Raw genomic sequence first — 20,387 nt, 5'->3', positions numbered from 1 at the left:
GGAGCGAACCGTGAACGACGAGATGGTCATCCCCCATCCCACCGGCGACGAAGCCACCGCCGAGGCACTGGTCTCGGCCTATCGCGCGGAAGACTTCCTGTTCAGCTCGCCGACCCGCGCCCTGCTCGCCGGCGACTGGCTGGACACCCGCTCTCCACGCGGTGACCAAGGCGAACAAGCCCTCGCCGAGCTGCTCGAACTTGGCCGGCGCGCGGGAATCGATAATCCGCGGGTGGTCGGCGCGCTGCCGTTCGCCGATGATCGCCACGGCCGGCTGCTGCTGCCTCGACGCTGCACCGAGCACTGCGCACTGACCGACTGGGCGGCCCAGCAGGCCGAGCCGGCCCTCGACGCCAGGGCACGCCGGGTCACACCGCATCCGGACCGCGCCGGCTATAGCGCCGGGGTCGAAGCGGCACTGGCCGAGTTCCGCGCCGGGCGCCTCGACAAGGTAGTGCTGGCCCGGACCCTCGAGGTCGAGACCGACGGTGCGCTCGATCCCACCCTGCTGCTGCGCCGGCTGCTGCATCGCAATCCCGAGGCCTATGTATTCGCCACCCCGCTGGAGGCGCGCCAGTCGCCTGCGGTGTTCCTCGGCGCCAGCCCCGAACTGATGGTGCGGCGGATCGGCCGACGGGTGATGGTCAACCCACTGGCGGGGTCGACGGCTCGCCGCCGCGATCCCGAGGAGGATCGCCTGGCCGCGGCGGCGCTGCTGCGCTCCGACAAGGACCTGCGTGAACACGCGCTGGTGATCGATGCGGTGGTCGCGGCGCTGCGCCCCTTCTGCTCGCAGCTCGAGGTGCCTGAGGGTCCGACGCTTTTGAGCACCGGCAAGCTCTGGCACCTGTCGACCGAACTCAGCGGCGAGCTGATCGAGCCGGCACCCTCGTCGCTCGCCATCGCCCGCGCGCTGCACCCGACACCGGCGGTATGTGGCCATCCCAACGCCGCCGCCTTCGCGACGATCCGCCGGCTCGAACCGTTCGAACGTGAGCTGTTCAGCGGCCTGGTCGGCTGGTGCGATGCCTCGGGCGACGGCGAGTGGGCGCTCTCGCTGCGCTGCGCCGAGCTGCGTGGCGAACACCTCACCCTCTATGCGGGCGCCGGGCTGGTCGAGGGCTCGACGGCCGCCAGCGAGTTCGCCGAGACCGGTACCAAGCTCGGTACCATGCTGGCGGCGCTGGGCCTCGATGACTCGCTCGGCCAGGCGTCCACCACCTCCTCCACTCCAGGGACAGATGCATGAACCACGCAGCCAACGCCCACCCGATCCAGGTGACCCCCGACGACGACGTCTCCGCTCTCTGCCCGGACTGGCCCGAGGAGTTCGTCGAGCGCTACGTCGCCGCAGGCTATTGGCGGGGCGAGACCTTCGGCGGCTTCCTGCGCGAACGCGCCGCGGACCAGGGCGCGCGGATCGCGGTGGTCGACGGCGAGACCCGGTTGAGCTATCGCGAGCTGGACGCCCGGGTCGACCGCTGCGCCCTCGGCCTCTATCGGCTGGGTATCCAGAAAGGCGACCGGGTGGTACTGCAGTTGCCCAATCGGGCCGAGTTCATCATCGCCTGCTTCGCGCTGTTCCGCCTCGGTGCGCTGCCGGTGTTCTCGCTGCCGGCCCACCGCCGCAATGAGCTCGAGCACTTCTGCCGCTTCAGCGGCGCGCGCGCGCTGATCACCGTGGACCGCTTCGAAGGCTTCGACCATCGTGCGCTCGCTCGCGAGACCCAGGCCGCAGTGCCTACGCTCGAGCACCTGGTGATCTGTGGCGACGCGCAGGAGCTGGTCGCCTTCGACGACCTGCTCGCCACCGCTCCCGAGGCGGACGAGCTTCCAGCCCCGCCGCACTCGCGCGAGCTCGCCTTCTTCCAGCTCTCCGGCGGCACCACCGGGCTCTCCAAGCTGATTCCCCGGCGCCACGACGACTACATCTACAGCCTGCGCGGCAGCAATGAGCTCTGCGGCATCGATGCCGACAGCGTCTACCTGGTCAGCCTGCCGATCGCCCACAACTTCCCAATGAGCTCGCCCGGTTTCCTCGGCGTACTCTACGCCGGTGGCCAGGTGGTGCTGGCACCGCGCCCCAGCCCGGACGTCTGCTTCCCGCTGATCGAGCGCGAGCGGGTCACCATCACCGCACTGGTGCCACCGCTGGCGCTGATCTGGCTGGAAGCGGCGAGCCGAGGCGTCGAGCAGCTGGCGAGCCTCGAAGTGCTCCAGGTCGGCGGCGCCAAACTGGTCAGCGAGGCGGCGCGGCGAGTGCGTCCGACGCTCGGCTGCACGCTCCAGCAGGTGTTCGGGATGGCCGAGGGGCTGGTCAACTACACCCGCCTCGACGATCCCGAGGAGCTGATCATCCACACCCAGGGACGACCGATCTCGCCGCTCGACGAGGTGCGCATCGTCGATGACCAGGACCGTGACCTTCCCCCCGGCCAGGCCGGCCACCTGATCACCCGCGGTCCCTACACCATTCGCGGCTACTTCAACGCGCCCGAGGTCAACGCGGCCTCGTTCACCGCGGACGGCTTCTACCGCACCGGCGACATCGCCGTGCGCACCGAGCAGGGCGATCTGATCGTCGAGGGCCGCGAGAAGGACCAGATCAACCGCGGCGGCGAGAAGATCGCGATGGACGAGGTCGAGAACGTGCTGCTCGCCCATCCCGGTGTCCACGACGTCGCGGTGGTCGGCATGCCGGACGACTACCTCGGGGAGCGCAGCTGCGCCTTCGTCGTCGCCCGCGATGGCCAAGCGCTTAACAAGCGTGATCTCGCCCGCTTCGTACGCGAACGTCTCGCCGCCTACAAGGTGCCCGATCGCTTCGAATTCATCGACGCCTTCCCCCAGAGCGGGGTCGGCAAGGTGAGCCGCAAAGTGCTACGCGAACTGCTCAAGGAGCGCTTCGCCTGAACCCCATGCCGCCCGACCGCGCGCCGGGCGGCTTTCGCCTATCTGCCGTAGAGGTTGCATCACCATGACCATCCCCGCGATCACGCCCTATCCGATGCCCGGCGCCGAGGCTCGTCCCGACAACCGGGTCGACTGGCGGCCGGAAGCAGGCCGTGCGGCGCTGCTGATCCATGACATGCAGGAGTACTTCCTCGACAAGTACTACCGCGACCAGGCACCGATTCCGATGCTGCTCGACCACACTCGCCAGCTGCTCGACCATGCGCGCGCGAATGGAATCCCGGTGTTCTACACCGCGCAGCCGACCGAACAGCCCGATAGCGACCGCGCCCTGCTCAACGACTTCTGGGGCCCGGGCCTGCCCGCCCATCCCGAGCTCTACCCGATCGTCGCCCGCCTCGCCCCCACCGCGGACGAGGTGGTACTGACCAAGTGGCGCTACAGCGCCTTCCAGCGTTCCGACCTGCGCGCCCAACTGCGCGAGCTGGGCCGCGACCAGCTGATCATCACCGGCATCTATGGCCACATCGGCTGCATGGCGACCGCGCTCGAGGCCTTCATGCAGGATGTCCAGCCGTTCTTCGTCTACGACGCGGTGGCGGACTTCTCGGCGGCGGAGCACCGCATGGCCACCGACTACGTCGCGCGCAACTGCGGCGTGAGCCTGACCACCGCCGACACCATCGCCGCGCTGGACAGCGCCCGCGGCTTCGATCTGGCCGCCTTCGAGGCGGAGATCGAGCGGCTGCTCGAGACTCCGCTGGAGGAGATTCCCGGTGACGAGAACCTGATGCTCGCCGGGATGGACTCGATTCGTCTGATGAGCCTCGCCGAGCGGCTGCGCCGCGAGGGCATCGAGGTCGGCTTCGCCGATCTGGTCGAGCACGCGACGCTTGACGAATGGCGCGAGATCTTCCGCGCCGGTGGCGTGAAATGAGCGGTGAGATGAGTGGTGAAACGACCCTCTCGCCCCCCCCTCGGGAGCGAGAGTTCGAAGGCCAGGTGGTAGTGGTCAGCGGCGCCGCCCAGGGCATCGGTGAGTGCCTGGTGCGACGCCTGCTCGAGCAGGGCGCGAGGGTCGCCGCGCTCGATCTGAAGCGAGATGGACTCGAACGGCTCGCCGCCGCGCTCGACGCAGGCGACAGGCTTTCGCTGCATCCGCTCGACGTCGCCGACACCCAGGCCGTCGACCAGGCCGTCGCCGCGGCCGAGGCCATCCACGGGCCGATCGATCACCTCGCAAGCGTCGCGGGCGTGCTGCAGATGGGCCGGGTGGTCGATCTCGAGGATCACGAATGGGAGCGGGCGCTTTCGATCAACGCAGGCGGCCCCTTCCGCCTCGCCCGCGCGGTGGCGCGCCGGATGATCCCGCGCCGTCGCGGTGCGATCGTGGTGGTCAGCTCCAACGCCGCCGGTACCCCGCGGATGGAGATGGGCGCCTACGCCGCCTCCAAGGCCGCGGCGACCCAGCTGACCCGCTGCCTCGGTCTCGAGCTCGCCGAATACGGCATCCGTTGCAACGTCGTCTCTCCCGGCTCCACCGACACCGACATGCAGCGCGGCATGTGGGCGGACGAGAGCGGCCGGGCCAAGGTGATCGAAGGCTCGCTCGCAAGCTTCAAGGCCGGCATCCCGCTGGGCAAGATCGCCACCCCCGACGACGTCAGCGACGCGATCCTGTTTTTGCTCTCCCCCCGTGCCGGGCACATCACCCTGCACGACCTGCGTATCGACGGCGGCGCCACCTTCGACCTTGGCTGAATGCCACGCCTAGGCGATGGCGGAAGGCGCCTGCCGAAACGAAAACGCTCCGCCATGGGATTGGCGGAGCGTTTTAGACTGCTGACAAAGTATTCGAAGATGCCACGATGGCTTCCAGCCGCCTCCAAGAGCGCGCTGGCAGGCAATCGATTGCACCGGGGTTTGCGACATGGATGTCGCAAAAGGCGCGCCCGGACAGGGACGTCCATGCGCGCCGACCCGAGGGCAAGCGATTGATCGGCCAGGGTTTCGCGCTCTTGTGGCGGCGCGTCCCCCTAAAGGGGGAGCGCGAGGGGTCCGCCCCTCGCATCTAAACGAGCGATAGGTTCGTTGGGGCGAAAACGGTTCTCGACTCGCCAGGATCGAGAGCGCCGCTGGGTCTAGAAGGGGTTTGTCATTAATCTGAAACGCTCCGCCATGGGATTGGCGGAGCGTTTCGCGCTCGGAGACGATAAGGCTCAGTCGTCGAACGGGTTGTGCAGCACGATGGTCTCGGAGCGGTCCGGACCGGTCGAGATGATCGCGATCGGGGTGCCCACTTCCTTCTCGAGGAAGTTGATGTAGCCACGCGCATTGGCGGGCAGGTCCTCAACCCGCTTGACCCCGACGGTCGACTCGCTCCAGCCCGGCAGGTCGTGATAGACCGGCTCGATCGCCTCGTACCCTTCGGTATCGATCGGGCTGTCGATCAGCCCACCATCCTTGGCGCGGTAGCCGACGCAGACACGGATGTTCTCGAGTCCATCGAGTACGTCGAGCTTGGTCAGGCAGATACCGGAGATCGAGTTGATCATCACCGCGTGGCGCAGCGCGACGGCGTCGAACCAGCCGCAGCGGCGGGCACGGCCGGTGTTGGAGCCGAACTCATGGCCGCGCTCGGCGAGGTGGCGGCCGAATTCGTCGAACAGCTCGGTCGGGAAGGGCCCGGAGCCGACACGGGTGGTGTAGGCCTTGGTGATCCCGAGGACGTAGTCGAGATACAAAGGACCCACGCCGGAGCCGGTGGCGGTACCACCGGCGGTGGTGTTCGAGCTGGTCACGTAGGGATAGGTGCCGTGGTCGATGTCGAGCAACGATCCCTGGGCCCCCTCGAACATGATGTTCTCGCCCGCCTTGCGCAGGTCGTGGACGAAGCCCACGGTATCGCAGACCATCGGGCGCAGCTCCTCGGCCATCTCCATCGCTTGGTCGAGCACCCGCTGGAAATCGATCGCCGGCTCGTTGTGGTAACGGGTCAGGACGAAGTTGTGATAATCGAGCACCTCGCCGAGTTTGCTGGCGAAGCGCTCGCGGTGAAGCATGTCGCCGAGGCGCAGGCCGCGGCGCGCGACCTTGTCCTCGTAGGCCGGCCCGATGCCGCGGCCGGTGGTGCCGATCTTGGCGATGCCGCGCGCTTTCTCGCGGGCGACGTCGAGGGCGACGTGGTAGGGCAGGATCAGCGGGCAGGCGGGCGACAGGCGCAGGCGCTCACGCACCGGCACGCCGCTCGCTTCGAGCTCGGCGATCTCGCTGAGCAGCGCATCGGGAGAGAGCACCACCCCATTGCCGATCACGCAAGTAACGTCCGGGCGCAGGATCCCCGAGGGGATCAGGCGCAGGATCGTCTTCTTGCCATCGATCACCAGCGTATGGCCAGCGTTGTGGCCCCCTTGGAAACGCACGACGGCCGAAGCGGATTCGGTCAGCAGGTCGACGACCTTGCCCTTCCCTTCATCGCCCCATTGCGTGCCGAGCACGACGACATTCTTACCCATGGCGGTTTGCCTCTGTAACGTGTGATGCCGGAATTGTCCTGGTCTGGCGGCGCGGGGTGCTCATGCGTCGAGCGGCACACAGCGCCATTCGCCGTCGATTCGCTCGAGACGGCGATTGCAGCGATGATCCAGCGGGCCGGTGACCTGCCCAGGCAGCGCCTGGACCACCCGCTCACCGGCCGCGCGCAGTTTGGCGACGACGGCCTCCAGTTCGCCATTCTCCCCGGCGGGCGCCCAGATACCGTCGCACGGCGGCAGCTGCTCGCGAAGTCCCGCGAGCAGCTTGAGCTCCATCGAGCAGCCGGTCGCCGGCCGCGAACGCCCGAAAGCGCGTCCGGTGTCGTCGTAGCGTCCACCCTTGACCAGCGCCTGACCATAGCCGGGTACGTAAGCGGCAAACACCACGCCGGTGTGGTACTGATAGCCGCGAAGCTCGGCGAGATCGAAGTAGAGCTCGACCTCCGGGTGCTCCGCGCCGATGCGTCGAGCCAGGTGCTCGAACTGCTCGAGCTGGGCGGAGATCTCCTCGGGCATGTCGACGAAGGCTTCGCGCGCCTCGGTGATCACCTCGAGACCGCCGTGCAGCCTCGGCAGGCGGGCCAGCATGTGGCGCAGGGAGGCGTCGATCTCGGCCTCTTCGAGCAGCGCATCGATCTCGGTATAGGCCTTGCGCTCGATCGCCTCGAACAGGTCGCGCTCGAGCGCGGCGTCGAGCCCCGCAGCCTCGGTGAGCACGCGATAGATGCCGATATGACCGAAGGCGAGGTGGACATCGGTGGCGCCAGCGAGATAGAGGCTCTCTAGCGCCAGGCGAACGATCTCAAGATCCGCGTCGATACCTGAATGGCCGAACAGCTCGAGGCCGAGCTGCACCGGATTGCGCCCTCCCTGGTACTGGTCCGCCGTGGCACGCAGCGCATTGGCGCAGTAGCACAGCCGCGAGGGGCCGGGACGGCGCAGGGAGTGGGCGTCCATCCGCGCGACCTGCGGGGTGACGTCGGCGGAAAGCCCCATCATCCGCCCGCTCGCCTGGTCGGTGAGCTTGAAGGTCTGCAGCTCGAGATCGCTGCCGGTACCGGTCAGCAGTGAATCGAGAAATTCCACCGGCGGCGGCACGACCAGGTCGTAGCCCCAGCGATGGTAAAGATCGAGAAGCGCGCGACGCAGCGACTCCATGCGCAGCGCCAGGGGCGGGAGCACCTCGTCGATGCCGTCGGGAAGAAGCCAGCGATCGGCCATGGTCATGTCTGGATGCCCTAGAAGTTTGACTGCTCGGACGTTGTCGCGCGGCCAACCAAGGAGGCGCCGGATGGCGCTGGCGAAACGTCGGACTGCGATGAAGCGGCCGGGCGATCGTTTCCCTTGGTCGGAAACGGCGGGAGCGCGTCGCGACTCGGCCACAAAAAAACCGGGGCGCGCCCGGTTTTGCGGATTCTACCACGCTTGCAGCGGCGTGCCATCCCGTACGGCATCCGGCGCCAGGAGCGCCGGATGCCGCGGGAATCGAAGCCTAGTTCTGAGCCTCGCCCTGCGGATTGCTGAAGTAGCGGAAGAACTCGCTGTCGGGGCTCAGTATCAGCATATCACCATCGCCGCTGAAACTGGTGCGATAGGCGTCGAGCGAGCGGTAGAAGCGGAAGAACTCGCTGTCCTGCTGATAGGCGTTGGCATAGATCTGCGAAGCCTCGGCATCCCCTTGGCCGCGCAGCGTCTCGGCCTGCTGACGCGCGGTGGCCAGGGCAACCTGGCGCTCACGATCGGCGCGGGCGCGAATACGCTCGCTCTGTTCGAGACCCTGGGCGCGATACTGGCGCGCCTCGGCATGGCGCTCGGTGCGCATCCGCTCGAACACCGCCTGGGTCACCTCGCGGGGCAGCTCGACACGCTTCAAGCGAATGTCGAGGATCGCCACGCCGACTTCCTGACGCATCGCACGATCGAGGTTCGCCATCGGCTGGAGCAGCATCTCATCACGGTCCTCGCTGATGATGGTGCTGACGTCGCGGCTACCGAAAGCGTTACGCAGGCTCTCATCGACGCGCGGTGCGATCAGGCTCTCGGCACGCGCCATGTCGCCACGGGTCGACTCGTAGAACAGGTTCGGGTCGGTCACCTGCCACTTGACGTAGGAGTCGACGATCAACGCATTACGCCCGGCGGTGAGGAAGCGGCTCTCGCTGCTCTCCACCGTCTGCACGCGGGCGTCGAACGTCCGCACGGTGTTGATCAAAGGCCATTTCAGATGCAGGCCCGGCGCAATGTCCGCCTCGACCACTTCACCGAAGCGCAGCTTGATCGCCCGCTGGGTCTCGTCGACCACGTAGAAGCTAGCGTTGGCGATCCAGGCGATGACCGCCAGCAGCGCGATGATGACCAATGCGCGGTTGTTGATCATTGCCGTCCCTCCCGCAGACCGCTGGTGTTGCTACCGCTCTGGGCCTCGGTACGGCCGGGGCGGTTGATGACCTGGTCGACCGTCTGCCGGGAGACCGACTCGAGCCGGCGCACCTCGTCGGGGTCGACCTGAGCCCCCTGCCCGTCCTGGCCGCGTCCACGCAGCTGATCGAGCGGCAGGTAGATCATCGAGTTGTTGTTCTGGTCGAGATCGACCAGGGCTTTCGGACTGCGAGCGTAGATCGAGCTCAGCGCATCCAGGTAAAGGCGTTCGCGAGTCACTTCAGGGGCCTGACGATATTCGCCGAGCACCGCGAGGAAGCGGCTGGTCTGACCGCGAGCGTCGGATACCACCGAGTTGCGATAGCCGGTCGCTTCTTCGATCAGGCGCTGCGCTTCCCCTTCGGTCTGCGGCTGCAGCGCGTTCTCGTAGGCGCGGGCCTCGTTGATCGAGCGCTGGCGATCCTCGCGCGAGCGAATCACGTCGTCGACCGCATCCTGGACCTGGTCGGGTGCCTGGGTGCTCTCGAGGTTGACGGTCTGCAGCCTCAAGCCGACCCGGTAGGCGTCGAGCGCCTGCTGGAGCCGCTCGGCGACGGCAGGCCCGAGCTCCTCGCGACCGCTGAGCAGCGAATCCTGCACCGGCGGCGTCATGCTGATCAAAGGCACCGCATCCGGATTGGCGCTCTCATCCTCGACCTGCGACGGGGAGGTGTCGTCAGCCTGCTGGACTTCCTGCACTTCGCTGGTACTGGTCAGCACGTTCTGCATCCCGCTGGCGCCGACTACATGGCGCAGGGTCGAGTCCAGCGCATTGCGCAGGCTCTGCTCCGGCTCGCGTACGTTGAGCACGAAGTCGCGGGGATTGGCGACCTGATACTGCACCGAGATCCGCACGGTAACGATGTTGGTGTCGCTGGTGAGCATCGAGGAGTTCTGCTGGAACGAACGCACCTCGGTGACGTTGACCAGGCTGACCCTGTCGACCAGCGGCGGGTTCCAGTGCAGACCGGGGTTGACGGTGTCGTGATACTTGCCGAAACGCAGGACTACGCCGCGCTCGGACTGATCGACCAGATAGAAACCGGAGCCGGCCCAGACGCCCAGGGCGACCACCACCAGCACCGCCGGCAGGATCAGCGCGCTGTGCTTGCGCCCACCGCTGCCGCCATCGCCACCACCGTTGGAGCGCTTCTTACCGCCGAACAGACCAGCCAGCCCGTTTTGCAGTTTCTTCAATGCTTCGTCGAGATCCGGCGGACGGCCACTACCCTTGCCGCCACGGTTGCCACCGCCCCAGGGATCGTTCGGCCGCTTGTCATCGTCTCGGCCCCCCTGGTCACTGCCCTCGTCTTTGCGATTGCCGCTGCCCCAGGGGTCGTGGCGCTTGTCGTTGCCACCATTACCTGGCTCGTTCCAAGCCATACATCCTCTCCAAGAGTTCGTCGCCACCCGCCCACGCTCGTCAACGTGGCCCGGCTTCGATCATCGCGCTGTGGTCATCGCTGCCGCCGCGCGCAAGGCAAGCGCCGAAGCCGCAACAAATGCATCTTCGATATGCTAGCCGCCAAGTCCGCATGAAGCGGCGAAAACAGTATCAACCCCCGTTCCATCGGCTGTGCACATTATCAACCATATGAATCGCAAAGCCTAATGTCGGTGCCGACAAGCTAACACCAAAGCGGCGCCACCCGCATCAGGCTCGAGCTTAACGTTAGCTGAGCTGATAGAGCGACGCCGCCTCGGCTCCACACTAGGGCCAAAACGGCCAAGCGTGAAGGGTGTGAGCCAAATCTTCGCTTCAATAATCGGAGGCGAAGGCCTCGGCAGGCAGATAGTCCCTAGGGTTCTCCTCACCGCGCGAGAGCAGCTGAAGGAAGTCGCGCTGCGGCAGGCGAATATCGAGACAGGCATATCCCTGCTCGTCGTAGTGCTCCTCACGCACCGCCCCGAGCTCGTGCAGCTGCGCACGCAGCCAGCCCTTGTGCGGCGCCAGCCTGAGCGAAAGCTCGACCAGATCCACCGCGAGCAGCTCGGAGAGCGCCTGGTGGAACAGCTCGAATCCCTGGGCGTCACGTGCCGAGAGCCAGACCGTATGCGGCCGGCCCTGGGCATCGCGTTCGAGCCTCGGCTGGCTGCCCAGCAGGTCGATCTTGTTCATCACCAGCAATCGCGGCACGTCCTGCGCACCGATCTCCTCCAGCACCGCATCGACCTGGGCGATGTTGGCCTCGCGATCGGGGTCGGCGGCATCGATCACGTGGATCAGCAGATCGGCCTCGGCGGCCTCCTCGAGCGTCGCCTTGAACGCCTGCACCAGCTTGTGCGGCAAATGGCGGATGAAGCCTACGGTATCGGCCAGCACCACCGGGCCGACATCGGCGACTTCGAGCCGGCGCAGGGTCGGGTCGAGGGTGGCGAAGAGCTGATCGGCGGCGTAGACGTCGGACGCGGTCAAGGCGTTGAACAGCGTCGACTTGCCGGCGTTGGTGTACCCCACCAGCGAGGTCGAGGGGATCTCTGCCCGGTCGCGGGCGCGCCGGTTCTGGCTACGCTGGCTGCGTACCTTCTCGAGGCGCTTGTTGATCTGGCGGATCCGCGCGCGCAAAAGCCGCCGGTCGGTCTCGAGCTGGGTCTCGCCGGGACCGCGCAGGCCGATACCGCCCTTCTGCCGCTCCAGGTGGGTCCAGCCGCGCACCAGGCGGGTAGACATGTACTCGAGCTGGGCGAGCTCGACCTGCAGCTTGCCCTCGTGGGTGCGCGCGCGCTGGGCGAAGATGTCGAGAATCAGCCCGGTGCGATCGAGCACCCGGCACTTGAGCTCCTTCTCGAGATTGCGCTCCTGGGAGGGCTTGAGGGCGTGGTTGAAGATCACCAGCTCGGCCTCGTGGGCCTGGAGCGCTTCGCGCACCTCTTCCAGCTTGCCCTCGCCGATGAACATGCGGGCTTCAGGGTAGCGGCGGCTACCTTCGATCAGCGCGGCGGGAATGGCACCTGCGGAGCGCGCCAGCTCGAGCAGTTCCATGGGGTCCTCGGGCTCCCGGCCATCCTGGAACTCGATATGCACCAGGATGGCCGTTTCACCCGAATCGGGACGTTCGAAGAACAATCAGCGCCTCGTCGTCATCATTGGTCCTGACCGGGGGTAACGCTTGCATCCGGGGCCGGCAGGCGCACGTTGCGGGACGGCACCACGGTGGAGATGGCATGCTTGTACACCATCTGGCTGACCGTGTTGCGCAGCAGGATCACGAACTGATCGAAGGATTCGATCTGGCCCTGCAGCTTGATGCCGTTGACCAGGAAGATGGAAACCGGAATCCGCTCCTTGCGGAGGATGTTCAGGTAGGGATCTTGTAGTGACTGTCCTTTGGACATGTTGCTCTCCGAAAAAAAGATGCCGCGTTTTTGGGGTCTTGTGGTCGATCTCACGGCACGACGCGCCACCCTCCGTACCCGCGCCCCCAACCGAAATCTTGGATGGGCCGCACAGGGGTACGTCACCGGGACGCTCGCCGAGCCCCAATTCGGCCCGAAGCCGGTGCCCTGGGTACGGGTCGAAACCACCCGTACTCGAACGTTTGAACACTAAATGTCGGCTTCGTTCGCGGACGACCAGTCTACGCTAAGTGCCGGCGCCTCGCACAATTTTCAAGAGCGCCGGATCGATGTCGTCGCGCGGTACCTCGAGCGTGAGAAGCTCGGGCCAGCTGCGCAACCAGGTCAGCTGGCGCTTGGCCAGCTGGCGGGTCGCCGCGATCCCCTGGGCGCGCATCGTGGCCCAATCGCACTCCCCATCCAGGTAACGCCAGAGCTGACGATAACCGACGCTTCTCATCGACGGCATCGATGCATGAAGGTCGCCGCGCGCGCGCAGCGCCGCCACCTCATCGACCAGCCCGGCGGCGAGCATCGCATCGAAACGCGCCTCGATCCGCGCGTGCAGAGCGGCACGGTCGGCGGGAACCAGGGCGAGTTGAAGCACCCGCCACGGCAGCGGCTCGGCGCGCTGCGCCCGCCAGTGCTCGGTGAGCGAGCGCCCGGTCTGGCGCTGCACTTCGAGCGCGCGCAGCAGTCGCTGGGGGTCGTTGGGATGGATGCGCGCAGCCGACTGCGGGTCGACCGCGGCGAGTTCGCGGTGCAGCTCAGCGAGGCCACGGCGCTGCGCTTCGGCCTCGAGCGCGGCGCGAAGCGCTGGGTCGCTCGACGGCAGCCCGCCGTTGCCCTCCAGCAGGGTCTTGAAGTAGAGCATGGTGCCACCGACCAGCAGCGGTGTCCGGCCACGGGCGGTGATCGCAGTCATCTCCGCCAGCGCGTCGCGGCGAAAATCGGCCGCCGAGTAGGATTGCGCCGGGTCGAGGATGTCGATCAGCCGATGGGGCGCTCGGGCAAGCTCCTGCGCGCTCGGCTTGGCGGTACCGATGTCCATCTGGCGATAGATCATCGCCGAGTCGACGCTGATCAGCTCGCAGTCGAGCCGTTCGTGCAGCGCGATCGCAGCGTCGGTCTTGCCTGCGGCGGTCGGGCCCATGAGGAAGATCGCCAACGGTCGCGGGTCTTGGCGGTGGCAAGGCATCCGGTCGTCCATCGAAGCTCTGTCGAAACGCGGCCGCACCCGGGGATGGTGGGTGCGGCGTCAGGGCCCGGCAGTCTAGCCGAAGCCAGCACGGGTTGACACCTTGAGCAGGCGGCTACTGCCCGCGCAGGAACAGCCGATCCAGGTCGCGCATGCCGAGCTCGGTCCAGGTCGGGCGGCCGTGGTTGCACTGACCGCTGCGCTCGGTGATCTCCATGTCTCGCAGCAGCGCATTCATCTCTTCGATGGTCAGCCTGCGATTGGCACGCACGCTGCCGTGGCAGGCCATGGTCGAGAGGATCTCGTCGATCCGCCCGCGCAGCAGGTCGCTGCGCCCATAGCGCGACAGCTCGGCAAGCATTTCACGGATCAAGGGCTCGACGTTCTCCTGCCCCTGGCGCTTGATCAAGAGCGTCGGGATCTGGCGCACCAGCAGGGTCTCGGGGCCAGCGGCGTCGAGCTCGACACCGAGCCGGGCGAAACCCTCGGCCTCCGCCAGCGCCAGCTCGACCTCGGCCTCGGAGAGGGCGATCGAGACCGGCACCAGGAGCGGCTGCGCCTCGACCCGGCCGGCTTCGAACTGGCGCTTCAGACGCTCGTAGGTGATCCGCTCATGGGCCGCGTGCATATCGACCACCACCAGGCCCCGAGCGCTCTGGGCCAGGATGTAGACACCATGGAGCTGTGCGACGGCGTAGCCCAGCGGCGGCACCTCGGGCGCCTCGTCCCCGGCCCGATCGATGCTCGGCTCGGAGACTCCATCGTCGCGCCCGCGGGGTGCGAGCAGCGCGGCTTCCTGATCGCGCGGGTGAAGCGCCCGGTAGCCATCGAGGAAGGCGCGCACCCGATCGCCGCTGGGCCGCTCGATACCGCCCTCCCTCGCCCCGCCGCCGCCGCCCGGATAGTCGGGGCGACGCTCGCCGAGCGAGATCGACTGCTGGCGCCAGGCCGGCGGCTCACCAGCCTTACCGGCCGCAGCGTCGAGCAGTTCACCGGTCAGCGGGTCGATCCGCGCCTCCTGCCCTGCCTCTTCCCCCTGTTCACTCACCGCACCGGCCGCCGCACCCGCGCGGGTATCGGCCAGCGCACGGTGCAGGCTGGAGAAGAGGAAGTCGTGGACCAGGCGGGAATCACGAAAACGCACTTCGTGCTTGGTCGGGTGGACGTTGACGTCGACCACCTTGGGGTCGAGCTCCAGATAGAGCACGAACACCGGCTGGCGGCCGTGGAACAGCACGTCGCGATAGGCCTGGCGCACCGCGTGAGCGACCAGCCGGTCACGGATCACCCGGCCATTGACGAAGAAGTACTGCTGGTCGGCCTGGGCGCGGGTGTGGGTCGGCAGGCCCACCCACCCCCACAGCCTGAGTCCGGTGGCCTCGACCTCCACGTCCAGCGCATTGGCGACGAACTCCTGGCCGAGCAGCGCGGCGACCCGGGCACGGCGCTCGGTGAGGCTCGCGGCGGGACGCAGCTGGTGGATGCCCTTCTGGTTGTGGCGCAGTACCCAGCCGATGTCGTAGCGCGACAAAGCCAGGCGCCTGAAGGCCTCCTCGAGATGGCCGTACTCGGTCTTCTCGGTGCGCAGGAACTTGCGCCGCGCCGGCGTATTGAAAAACAGATCGCGCACCGCCACCGAAGTGCCGCGCGGATGCGGCGCGGGACTGACCCTCGACGCCATGTCGCGCCCTTCGGCGACCACCCGCCAGCCGTTCGCCGGTTCGTCGGTGACGTTGGAGAACAGCTCCAGCCGCGCGACCGAGCCGATCGACGCCAGCGCCTCGCCGCGAAAGCCGAGGCTTGCCACTCCCTCGAGCTCGTCGAGGGTGGCGATCTTGCTGGTGGCATGGCGCGAGAGCGCGAGCGGCAGGTCCTCGGCGTCGATCCCGCTGCCGTCGTCACGCACCCGGATCAGCTTGGCGCCCCCCGCCTCGAGCTCGATCTCGATCCGCCGGGAGCCCGCGTCGATCGCATTCTCGACCAGCTCCTTGAGCACGGAAGCAGGACGCTCGACCACTTCGCCAGCGGCGATCTGGTTCGCCAGCCGCGGCGAAAGCACCTGGATGCGCCGGCGGTTCCCGGCCGCCGTTCGCTCACTCGATGTCGCGTCGCTCATGCGGGCCTCCGGTTCAAGGTATGTGCAGCACTTGCCCGGCGCGCACGACGTCGGTCTCGAGCGCGTTGGCGCGCTTGAGCTCGGCCATCGTCACGCCCTGGCGCTGGGCGATCGAGGACAGCGTATCGCCGCTGCGCACCCGGTATTGGCCGCTGGCGAGCCCGCCTCCACGGATCTGCTGGGCGAGATAGGTGGAGGGCGGCGGATGCTGCTGGAAATAGGTATTGATGCCGCCGAAGATCGCCCCGGCGAGCTGGTCCTGGTGCGCACCGGAGCTCAGCAGCGCCTCCTCGGCCGGGGTCGAAATGAAGCCGGTCTCGACCAGCAGCGAAGGGATGTCGGGCGACTTCAGCACCACGAAGCCGGCCTGCTCGACCTGCGATTTGTGCAACCGGTTGAAGCGCCCGAGCTGGCTGAGCAGGTGGGTGCCGGCGCTGAGCGAGGCGTTGACCGTCGCAGTCATGCTCAGGTCGAGCAGCACTCCGCGCAGCATCTCGTCTTTGTCGTTGAGGCTGAGATCACCGTCGACCCCGCCGATCAGGTCGGCGCTGTTCTCGGACTGGGCCAGCCAGCGGGCCGCCTCGGAGGTCGCCCCGTGCTGGGAGAGCGCGTAGACCGAGGAGCCGCGCGGCGTGCGCGACTTGGCCGCGTCGGCGTGGATCGAGACGAAGAAGTCCGCATGGTTGCGTCGAGCGATCTCGGTGCGTCCACGCAAGGGGATGAACTCATCGCTGTCGCGGGTCAGCTTGGCGGTGAAGCCGGGCGCGGCGTCGAAGCGCGCCTTCAGCCGACGGGCGATCGCCAGCACCACATCCTTCTCACGGGTGCCGTTGGCACCGAGCGCCCCCGGGTCCTTACCGCCGTGGCCCGGATCGATCACCACCACGATGTCGCGCCCGCGCCCTTGGTTGGCGGTCGGGCTGGTGGCCTCGGCGATCTGTGGCGAAGACGGCGGAGTCGCCGCCTGACGGCGCGCATTGGCCTCCTGCTGGCTGATGATCGCCGCGATCGGATCGCGCTGTGCCTCGTCGGCATCGGTGACCCCGATCTGCTGGCGCGCCGCGGCGAGCACGGCGTCATCGCCGTTGCTGCCCTGGCCCTGCTGGAGATCGACCACCAGCCGGCTACCGGTAGCGCCAGCCGCGGGACCGAGCGGAAACTGGCTGTAGACCACCGGCCGAGCGAGATCGATCACCACGCGCAGGTCGAGGCCGTCGCGCACGCCCCAGCGCACCGACTTGAACAATGGCTCGTTCGCCGCGGCGGAAGCGATGTCGCCCGCCACTTTGGTGTTCTTGAAATCGACCACCAGGCGCATGGGGTCATCGAGCGTGAAGACCTGATAGTCGACGTCGTCGTCGAGATCGAACACCACTCGCGTGGTGCCATCCTGGCTCCAGGTGCGGATATTACCGAGCTCGGCCGCCTGGGCCGACTGGAAGCACTGGACCAGCACGCAGAGCAGCAGAGCAAGCAGGATGAACCCGCGATGCAGGCTCGGATGAGAAAACACCAATGACTTCACTCTGCCTCCGAAGAACTGCGCGCTAATCTACCCAAGGCGGATTCTCCATGTTCGCTGGCCGCGGTGAGGGTGGCCTCGCGTCCGCTGGAGATCACTTTCAGTTCCACCACCAGGTCGGCCGGCGGCAACCAGCCCGCGCCGCGCGAAGGCCACTCGATCAGATTCAGAGCATCGCCTTCGAACAGCTCGCGGGCGCCGATGAATTCGAGCTCCTCGGGGTCGCCGAGACGATAGAGATCGAAATGATTGACCCGCGCCTCGCCGATCGCATAGGGCTCGAGCAAGGTATAGGTCGGGCTCTTCACCGCACCGAGGTGACCGAGGCCGCGCAGCACGCCGCGCGCGAGCGTGGTCTTGCCGGCACCGAGCTCGCCGATCAGGAACACGCAGCCCCGATAGGCGAGGCAGCGACCGAGCCGGACGCCGAGCTCGACCTGGGCGGCCTCGTCGGCGAGCAGCTCGACTCGCTGGCGAGTGTTGGGACGGGAACTGCGCGGCATGCTGGCTCTCGTGAAGATTCAAGGGTTGACCATACGTCGCGCAAAGGATGCCAGATCACCGGCGAGGAGACCACGTTCCCCGCCAACACGCGCGGCCTCGTCGGCCGCCAAGGCGTGCACCAGCACGCCGGCGCAGGCGGCATCGAAGGGCGAAAGGCCCTGCACCAGGAGCCCCGAGATCATCCCACCGAGGACGTCGCCCATGCCTCCGCTCGCCATCCCGGGATTGCCATAGGGGCAGAGCGCGACATCGGTTTCGTTCTCCCCCGCCACCACCAGGGTACCGTTGCCCTTGAGCACGATCACCCCGCCGCGACGGCGCCACAGCTCGCGCGCGGCGGCGAGCCGGTCGGCCTGCACCTGGGACGCCTTGCAGCCGAGCATCATCGCCGCCTCGCCGGGATGCGGGGTCAGCACCCAATCGTCGCGCCTGAGCCCGGCATAGCGCGATTCGAGCAGATGCAGCGCATCGGCATCGATCACCCGCGGCCCGGGGCGCTCCAGTACCTTATCGAAAAGCCCCTGGCCCCAGGCACCCTGGCCGAGCCCCGGGCCGATCGCCACCGCGTCCGCGGCCTCGAGCAGATCGCCGATCTCGAGCCCGCTGCGTACCCCGCGCACCATCAGTTCAGGCCGCCGCGCCAAGGCGGCGGCGAGGTGGCAGGCATCGGTGGCGAGGCTGACCAGCCCGGCACCGACCCGCGCCGCCGCCTCGCTGACCATGATCGTCGAACCGCCGTACCCAGGGCGCCCACCGACCACCAGCAGGTGTCCGGTGTGCCCCTTGTGGCTGCTCGGCAGCCGCGGCGGCAGGTGCTCGGCCAGCATCGCCGGCTCGAGCAGCCGGCCCAGCGCCTCGCCGGAGGCGAGCAGCCGTGGGTCCAGGCCGAGATCATCGAAAAAGCGCTCTCCGACGTAGTCGGCGGCGAGGCCGGTGTAGAGCCCGAACTTGCGCGCGATGAAACTCACCGTCAGCGCCGCATTCACTGCCTGCTCGGCCATCCCGGTATCGGCGTCTACCCCGCTCGGCAGATCGATCGCCAACACCGGCGCGGCGTCCTGGTTGATCGCCTCGACCGCACGCTGGTAGACGCCGCGCGGCGCGCCCTTGGCACCGGTGCCGAGCAGCGCGTCGACCAGCAGGTCGGCAGCGAACGGCTGGTCGAGCCCGGTCTCGCCATCGAGGATCGCAACCCCCGCCTCGCGGGCCATCGCGACCGCATCGGCGGCCTCGCCCGTCAGCGTCTCGGGCGACTTGAACGCCAGCGCCTCGACCGTGAGCCCCGCCCTGCTCGCCAGCGCGGCGACGACGTATCCATCCCCACCGTTGTTGCCGCCGCCGCAGAACACCCGGATACGCCGCGCCTTGGGCCAGCGCTGCCGAATCAGGGCGAAAGCGGCGGCACCCGCCCGCCGCATCAGCTCGAACCCCGAGATCCCAGCCGCGATCGCCTCACGATCGAGCGCCCGGGTCTGGGCCGCGTCATGCAAGCGCGCCGGCACCTCGACTGCGGCGCTACGGCGGCGGGTATGCAGGGGAGTACTCATGTTCGCTCCTTGGAACGTCTCGGACAGGCTTCGTCGCACAGCTTAGGCCGCAGGGAGCGGCCTGGCTAATTCGCCGGTGCGACGTCACTGATGCATAATGAGCGGCCACGCCAAGACACCGCACCGCCATGACGGATGATGCTCCGCGCCCGCAACCCGATCTCACTGCGCTCAAGGCCAAGCTGCTGGTCTGGGGCCGCGAACTCGGCTTCCAGCAGCTCGGCGTCGCCGATGTCGAGCTCGGCGAGCACCGCGAGCACCTCGCCCACTGGCTCGCTGCAGGCATGCATGGCGAGATGGGCTACATGGCGGAGCACGGCGACAAGCGCTGGCGCCCCGACCGGCTGGTGCCCGGCACCCGCCGGGTGATCACCGCACGGATGGACTACCTGCCGCCCGAGGTCGAAACCACCAAGGTGCTCGGCCAGCCGGACAAGGCCTATATCTCCCGCTACGCGCTCGGGCGCGACTACCACAAGCTGATACGCAAGCGGCTGACGACGCTGGCGAAATGGCTCGAGGCCGAAATCGGCCCCTTCGGCTACCGCGCCTTCGTCGACTCAGCCCCCGTGCTCGAACGCGCGCTGGCCCAGCGCAGCGGCCTCGGCTGGTTCGGCAAGAACTCGATGCTGCTCAACCCCAAGGCGGGCTCGCTGTTCTTCCTTGGCGAGCTCTATACCGACCTGCCGCTGCCGATCGACCCGCCATTCGAAGGCGAGCACTGCGGCAGCTGCGAGCGCTGCAAGAGCGCCTGCCCCACCGGCGCGATCGTCGACGACAAGATAGTCGACGCGCGGCGCTGCATTTCCTATCTCACCATCGAACTCAAAGGCGCGATCCCGCTCGAACTGCGCCGCGCGATCGGCAACCGGGTCTATGGCTGCGACGACTGCCAGCTGGTCTGCCCCTTCACCCGCTTCACCCGCGCAAGCCCCGAACCCGACTTCGCCCCCCGCCACGCCCTCGATCGCGCCGAGCTGATCGAGCTGTTCGCCTGGAACGAAGAGGAATTCCTCGAGCGCACCGAAGGCAGCGCCATCCGCCGCATCGGCCACCAGCGCTGGCTGCGCAACATCGCGGTAGGACTGGGCAACGCGCCCTGGTCGCCGCGAGTGATCGACGCACTCCAAGCCCGCCGCGACGACCCAAGCCCGCTGGTTCGAGAGCACGTCGAATGGGCGCTCGCCGAGCAGCGCCGCCGCGCCCCCACCCTGCTTGCCCACGGCTGAAGCAAAAACGCCGGCAGCGAACGGAGAGTGGACCCCGCCTCAGGCGAGTGGGCCGTGGTTCGACTCGGGCC

At 67.7% G+C, this 20,387-nt stretch carries 16 protein-coding genes; 5 read left to right on the top strand and 11 right to left on the bottom strand.

What is annotated here, in order from left to right:
• Nucleotides 1–10 precede the first annotated feature (10 nt).
• From Q376_RS0116225 to Q376_RS0116210, 4 genes are all read left to right on the top strand, one after another.
• Nucleotides 11–1,249 (top strand): isochorismate synthase, encoded by a 1,239-nt coding sequence (locus Q376_RS0116225; protein ID WP_052365426.1) that lies wholly within the window; start codon nt 11–13, stop codon nt 1,247–1,249.
• Nucleotides 1,246–2,913 carry a (2,3-dihydroxybenzoyl)adenylate synthase gene (locus tag Q376_RS23085; RefSeq protein WP_081803608.1) on the top strand — a complete coding sequence of 556 codons (1,668 nt, stop codon included), beginning with the start codon at nt 1,246–1,248 and terminating at the stop codon, nt 2,911–2,913. The genes Q376_RS0116225 and Q376_RS23085 overlap by 4 nt, the downstream gene beginning before the upstream one ends.
• 64 nt (nt 2,914–2,977) lie before the next feature.
• The gene (locus Q376_RS0116215) at nt 2,978–3,850 is read left to right on the top strand and encodes an isochorismatase family protein (protein ID WP_027351198.1); all 873 of its coding nucleotides are present in this window, start codon (nt 2,978–2,980) and stop codon (nt 3,848–3,850) included.
• A gap of 8 nt (nt 3,851–3,858) precedes the next feature.
• Entirely contained in the window at nt 3,859–4,674 is an 816-nt protein-coding gene (locus tag Q376_RS0116210) for a 2,3-dihydro-2,3-dihydroxybenzoate dehydrogenase (RefSeq protein ID WP_081803620.1), read from the top strand.
• A gap of 458 nt (nt 4,675–5,132) precedes the next feature.
• Here the strand turns inward: Q376_RS0116210 and Q376_RS0116200 are convergent, their stop codons facing one another.
• The 11 genes from Q376_RS0116200 to Q376_RS0116150 all read right to left on the bottom strand — a co-directional run bounded on the left by Q376_RS0116200 (nt 5,133) and on the right by Q376_RS0116150 (nt 19,087).
• Nucleotides 5,133–6,428: an adenylosuccinate synthase gene (locus Q376_RS0116200; protein ID WP_027351195.1), complete on the bottom strand. Its 1,296-nt coding sequence runs from the start codon at nt 6,426–6,428 to the stop codon at nt 5,133–5,135.
• Nucleotides 6,429–6,488: 60 nt separating this feature from the next.
• Nucleotides 6,489–7,673, bottom strand: coding sequence for an ATP phosphoribosyltransferase regulatory subunit (locus tag Q376_RS0116195; protein WP_027351194.1), 1,185 nt, complete (start codon nt 7,671–7,673; stop codon nt 6,489–6,491).
• Nucleotides 7,674–7,938: 265 nt separating this feature from the next.
• Nucleotides 7,939–8,823, bottom strand: a complete 885-nt coding sequence (gene hflC, locus Q376_RS0116190) for a protease modulator HflC (RefSeq protein ID WP_027351193.1) — start codon at nt 8,821–8,823, stop codon at nt 7,939–7,941.
• Complete coding sequence (hflK, locus tag Q376_RS0116185) at nt 8,820–10,247, bottom strand: FtsH protease activity modulator HflK (protein WP_027351192.1); 1,428 nt, start codon at nt 10,245–10,247, stop codon at nt 8,820–8,822. Before hflK ends, hflC begins: the two co-directional genes overlap by 4 nt.
• A gap of 376 nt (nt 10,248–10,623) precedes the next feature.
• Entirely contained in the window at nt 10,624–11,931 is a 1,308-nt protein-coding gene (gene hflX, locus Q376_RS0116180; RefSeq protein WP_027351191.1) for a ribosome rescue GTPase HflX, read from the bottom strand.
• 17 nt (nt 11,932–11,948) lie between these two features.
• Entirely contained in the window at nt 11,949–12,200 is a 252-nt protein-coding gene (gene hfq / locus Q376_RS0116175) for an RNA chaperone Hfq (RefSeq protein ID WP_027351190.1), read from the bottom strand.
• Nucleotides 12,201–12,447: 247 nt separating this feature from the next.
• Nucleotides 12,448–13,353 (bottom strand): tRNA (adenosine(37)-N6)-dimethylallyltransferase MiaA, encoded by a 906-nt coding sequence (gene miaA / locus Q376_RS0116170; protein WP_245598978.1) that lies wholly within the window; start codon nt 13,351–13,353, stop codon nt 12,448–12,450.
• A gap of 160 nt (nt 13,354–13,513) precedes the next feature.
• Nucleotides 13,514–15,514: a DNA mismatch repair endonuclease MutL gene (mutL, locus tag Q376_RS0116165; protein WP_052365424.1), complete on the bottom strand. Its 2,001-nt coding sequence runs from the start codon at nt 15,512–15,514 to the stop codon at nt 13,514–13,516.
• Nucleotides 15,515–15,527: 13 nt separating this feature from the next.
• Nucleotides 15,528–17,039, bottom strand: a complete 1,512-nt coding sequence (locus Q376_RS0116160) for an N-acetylmuramoyl-L-alanine amidase (protein ID WP_245598977.1) — start codon at nt 17,037–17,039, stop codon at nt 15,528–15,530.
• Nucleotides 17,036–17,539: a tRNA (adenosine(37)-N6)-threonylcarbamoyltransferase complex ATPase subunit type 1 TsaE gene (gene tsaE / locus Q376_RS0116155; protein ID WP_052365423.1), complete on the bottom strand. Its 504-nt coding sequence runs from the start codon at nt 17,537–17,539 to the stop codon at nt 17,036–17,038. The genes Q376_RS0116160 and tsaE overlap by 4 nt, the downstream gene beginning before the upstream one ends.
• A gap of 18 nt (nt 17,540–17,557) precedes the next feature.
• Entirely contained in the window at nt 17,558–19,087 is a 1,530-nt protein-coding gene (locus Q376_RS0116150; protein WP_052365421.1) for a bifunctional ADP-dependent NAD(P)H-hydrate dehydratase/NAD(P)H-hydrate epimerase, read from the bottom strand.
• A 128-nt stretch (nt 19,088–19,215) separates the two neighbouring features.
• Between Q376_RS0116150 and queG the strand changes: the two genes are divergently transcribed.
• Complete coding sequence (gene queG / locus Q376_RS0116145; RefSeq protein ID WP_027351184.1) at nt 19,216–20,316, top strand: tRNA epoxyqueuosine(34) reductase QueG; 1,101 nt, start codon at nt 19,216–19,218, stop codon at nt 20,314–20,316.
• Nucleotides 20,317–20,387 lie beyond the last annotated feature (71 nt).

This window comes from Halotalea alkalilenta DSM 17697 (genome assembly GCF_000621205.1).
In the GTDB taxonomy this organism is placed as follows: Bacteria; Pseudomonadota; Gammaproteobacteria; order Pseudomonadales; family Halomonadaceae; genus Halotalea; species Halotalea alkalilenta.
Note: the sequence above shows the minus strand (reverse complement) of the source record. Positions and strands in the feature narration are given on the sequence as shown.

What these genes read in the sequence shown, in the direction of transcription:
- Q376_RS0116195 (WP_027351194.1), bottom strand. Translation starts at nt 7,673, where the DNA reads ATGACCATGGCCGATCGCTGGCTTCTTCCCGACGGCATCGACGAGGTG.
- hfq (WP_027351190.1), bottom strand. Translation starts at nt 12,200, where the DNA reads ATGTCCAAAGGACAGTCACTACAAGATCCCTACCTGAACATCCTCCGC.
- Q376_RS23085 (WP_081803608.1), top strand. Translation starts at nt 1,246, where the DNA reads ATGAACCACGCAGCCAACGCCCACCCGATCCAGGTGACCCCCGACGAC.
- Q376_RS0116210 (WP_081803620.1), top strand. Translation starts at nt 3,859, where the DNA reads ATGAGTGGTGAAACGACCCTCTCGCCCCCCCCTCGGGAGCGAGAGTTC.
- tsaE (WP_052365423.1), bottom strand. Translation starts at nt 17,539, where the DNA reads ATGCCGCGCAGTTCCCGTCCCAACACTCGCCAGCGAGTCGAGCTGCTC.
- Q376_RS0116215 (WP_027351198.1), top strand. Translation starts at nt 2,978, where the DNA reads ATGACCATCCCCGCGATCACGCCCTATCCGATGCCCGGCGCCGAGGCT.
- Q376_RS0116200 (WP_027351195.1), bottom strand. Translation starts at nt 6,428, where the DNA reads ATGGGTAAGAATGTCGTCGTGCTCGGCACGCAATGGGGCGATGAAGGG.
- hflC (WP_027351193.1), bottom strand. Translation starts at nt 8,823, where the DNA reads ATGATCAACAACCGCGCATTGGTCATCATCGCGCTGCTGGCGGTCATC.
- hflK (WP_027351192.1), bottom strand. Translation starts at nt 10,247, where the DNA reads ATGGCTTGGAACGAGCCAGGTAATGGTGGCAACGACAAGCGCCACGAC.
- Q376_RS0116150 (WP_052365421.1), bottom strand. Translation starts at nt 19,087, where the DNA reads ATGAGTACTCCCCTGCATACCCGCCGCCGTAGCGCCGCAGTCGAGGTG.
- mutL (WP_052365424.1), bottom strand. Translation starts at nt 15,514, where the DNA reads ATGAGCGACGCGACATCGAGTGAGCGAACGGCGGCCGGGAACCGCCGG.
- queG (WP_027351184.1), top strand. Translation starts at nt 19,216, where the DNA reads ATGACGGATGATGCTCCGCGCCCGCAACCCGATCTCACTGCGCTCAAG.
- miaA (WP_245598978.1), bottom strand. Translation starts at nt 13,353, where the DNA reads ATGGGCCCGACCGCCGCAGGCAAGACCGACGCTGCGATCGCGCTGCAC.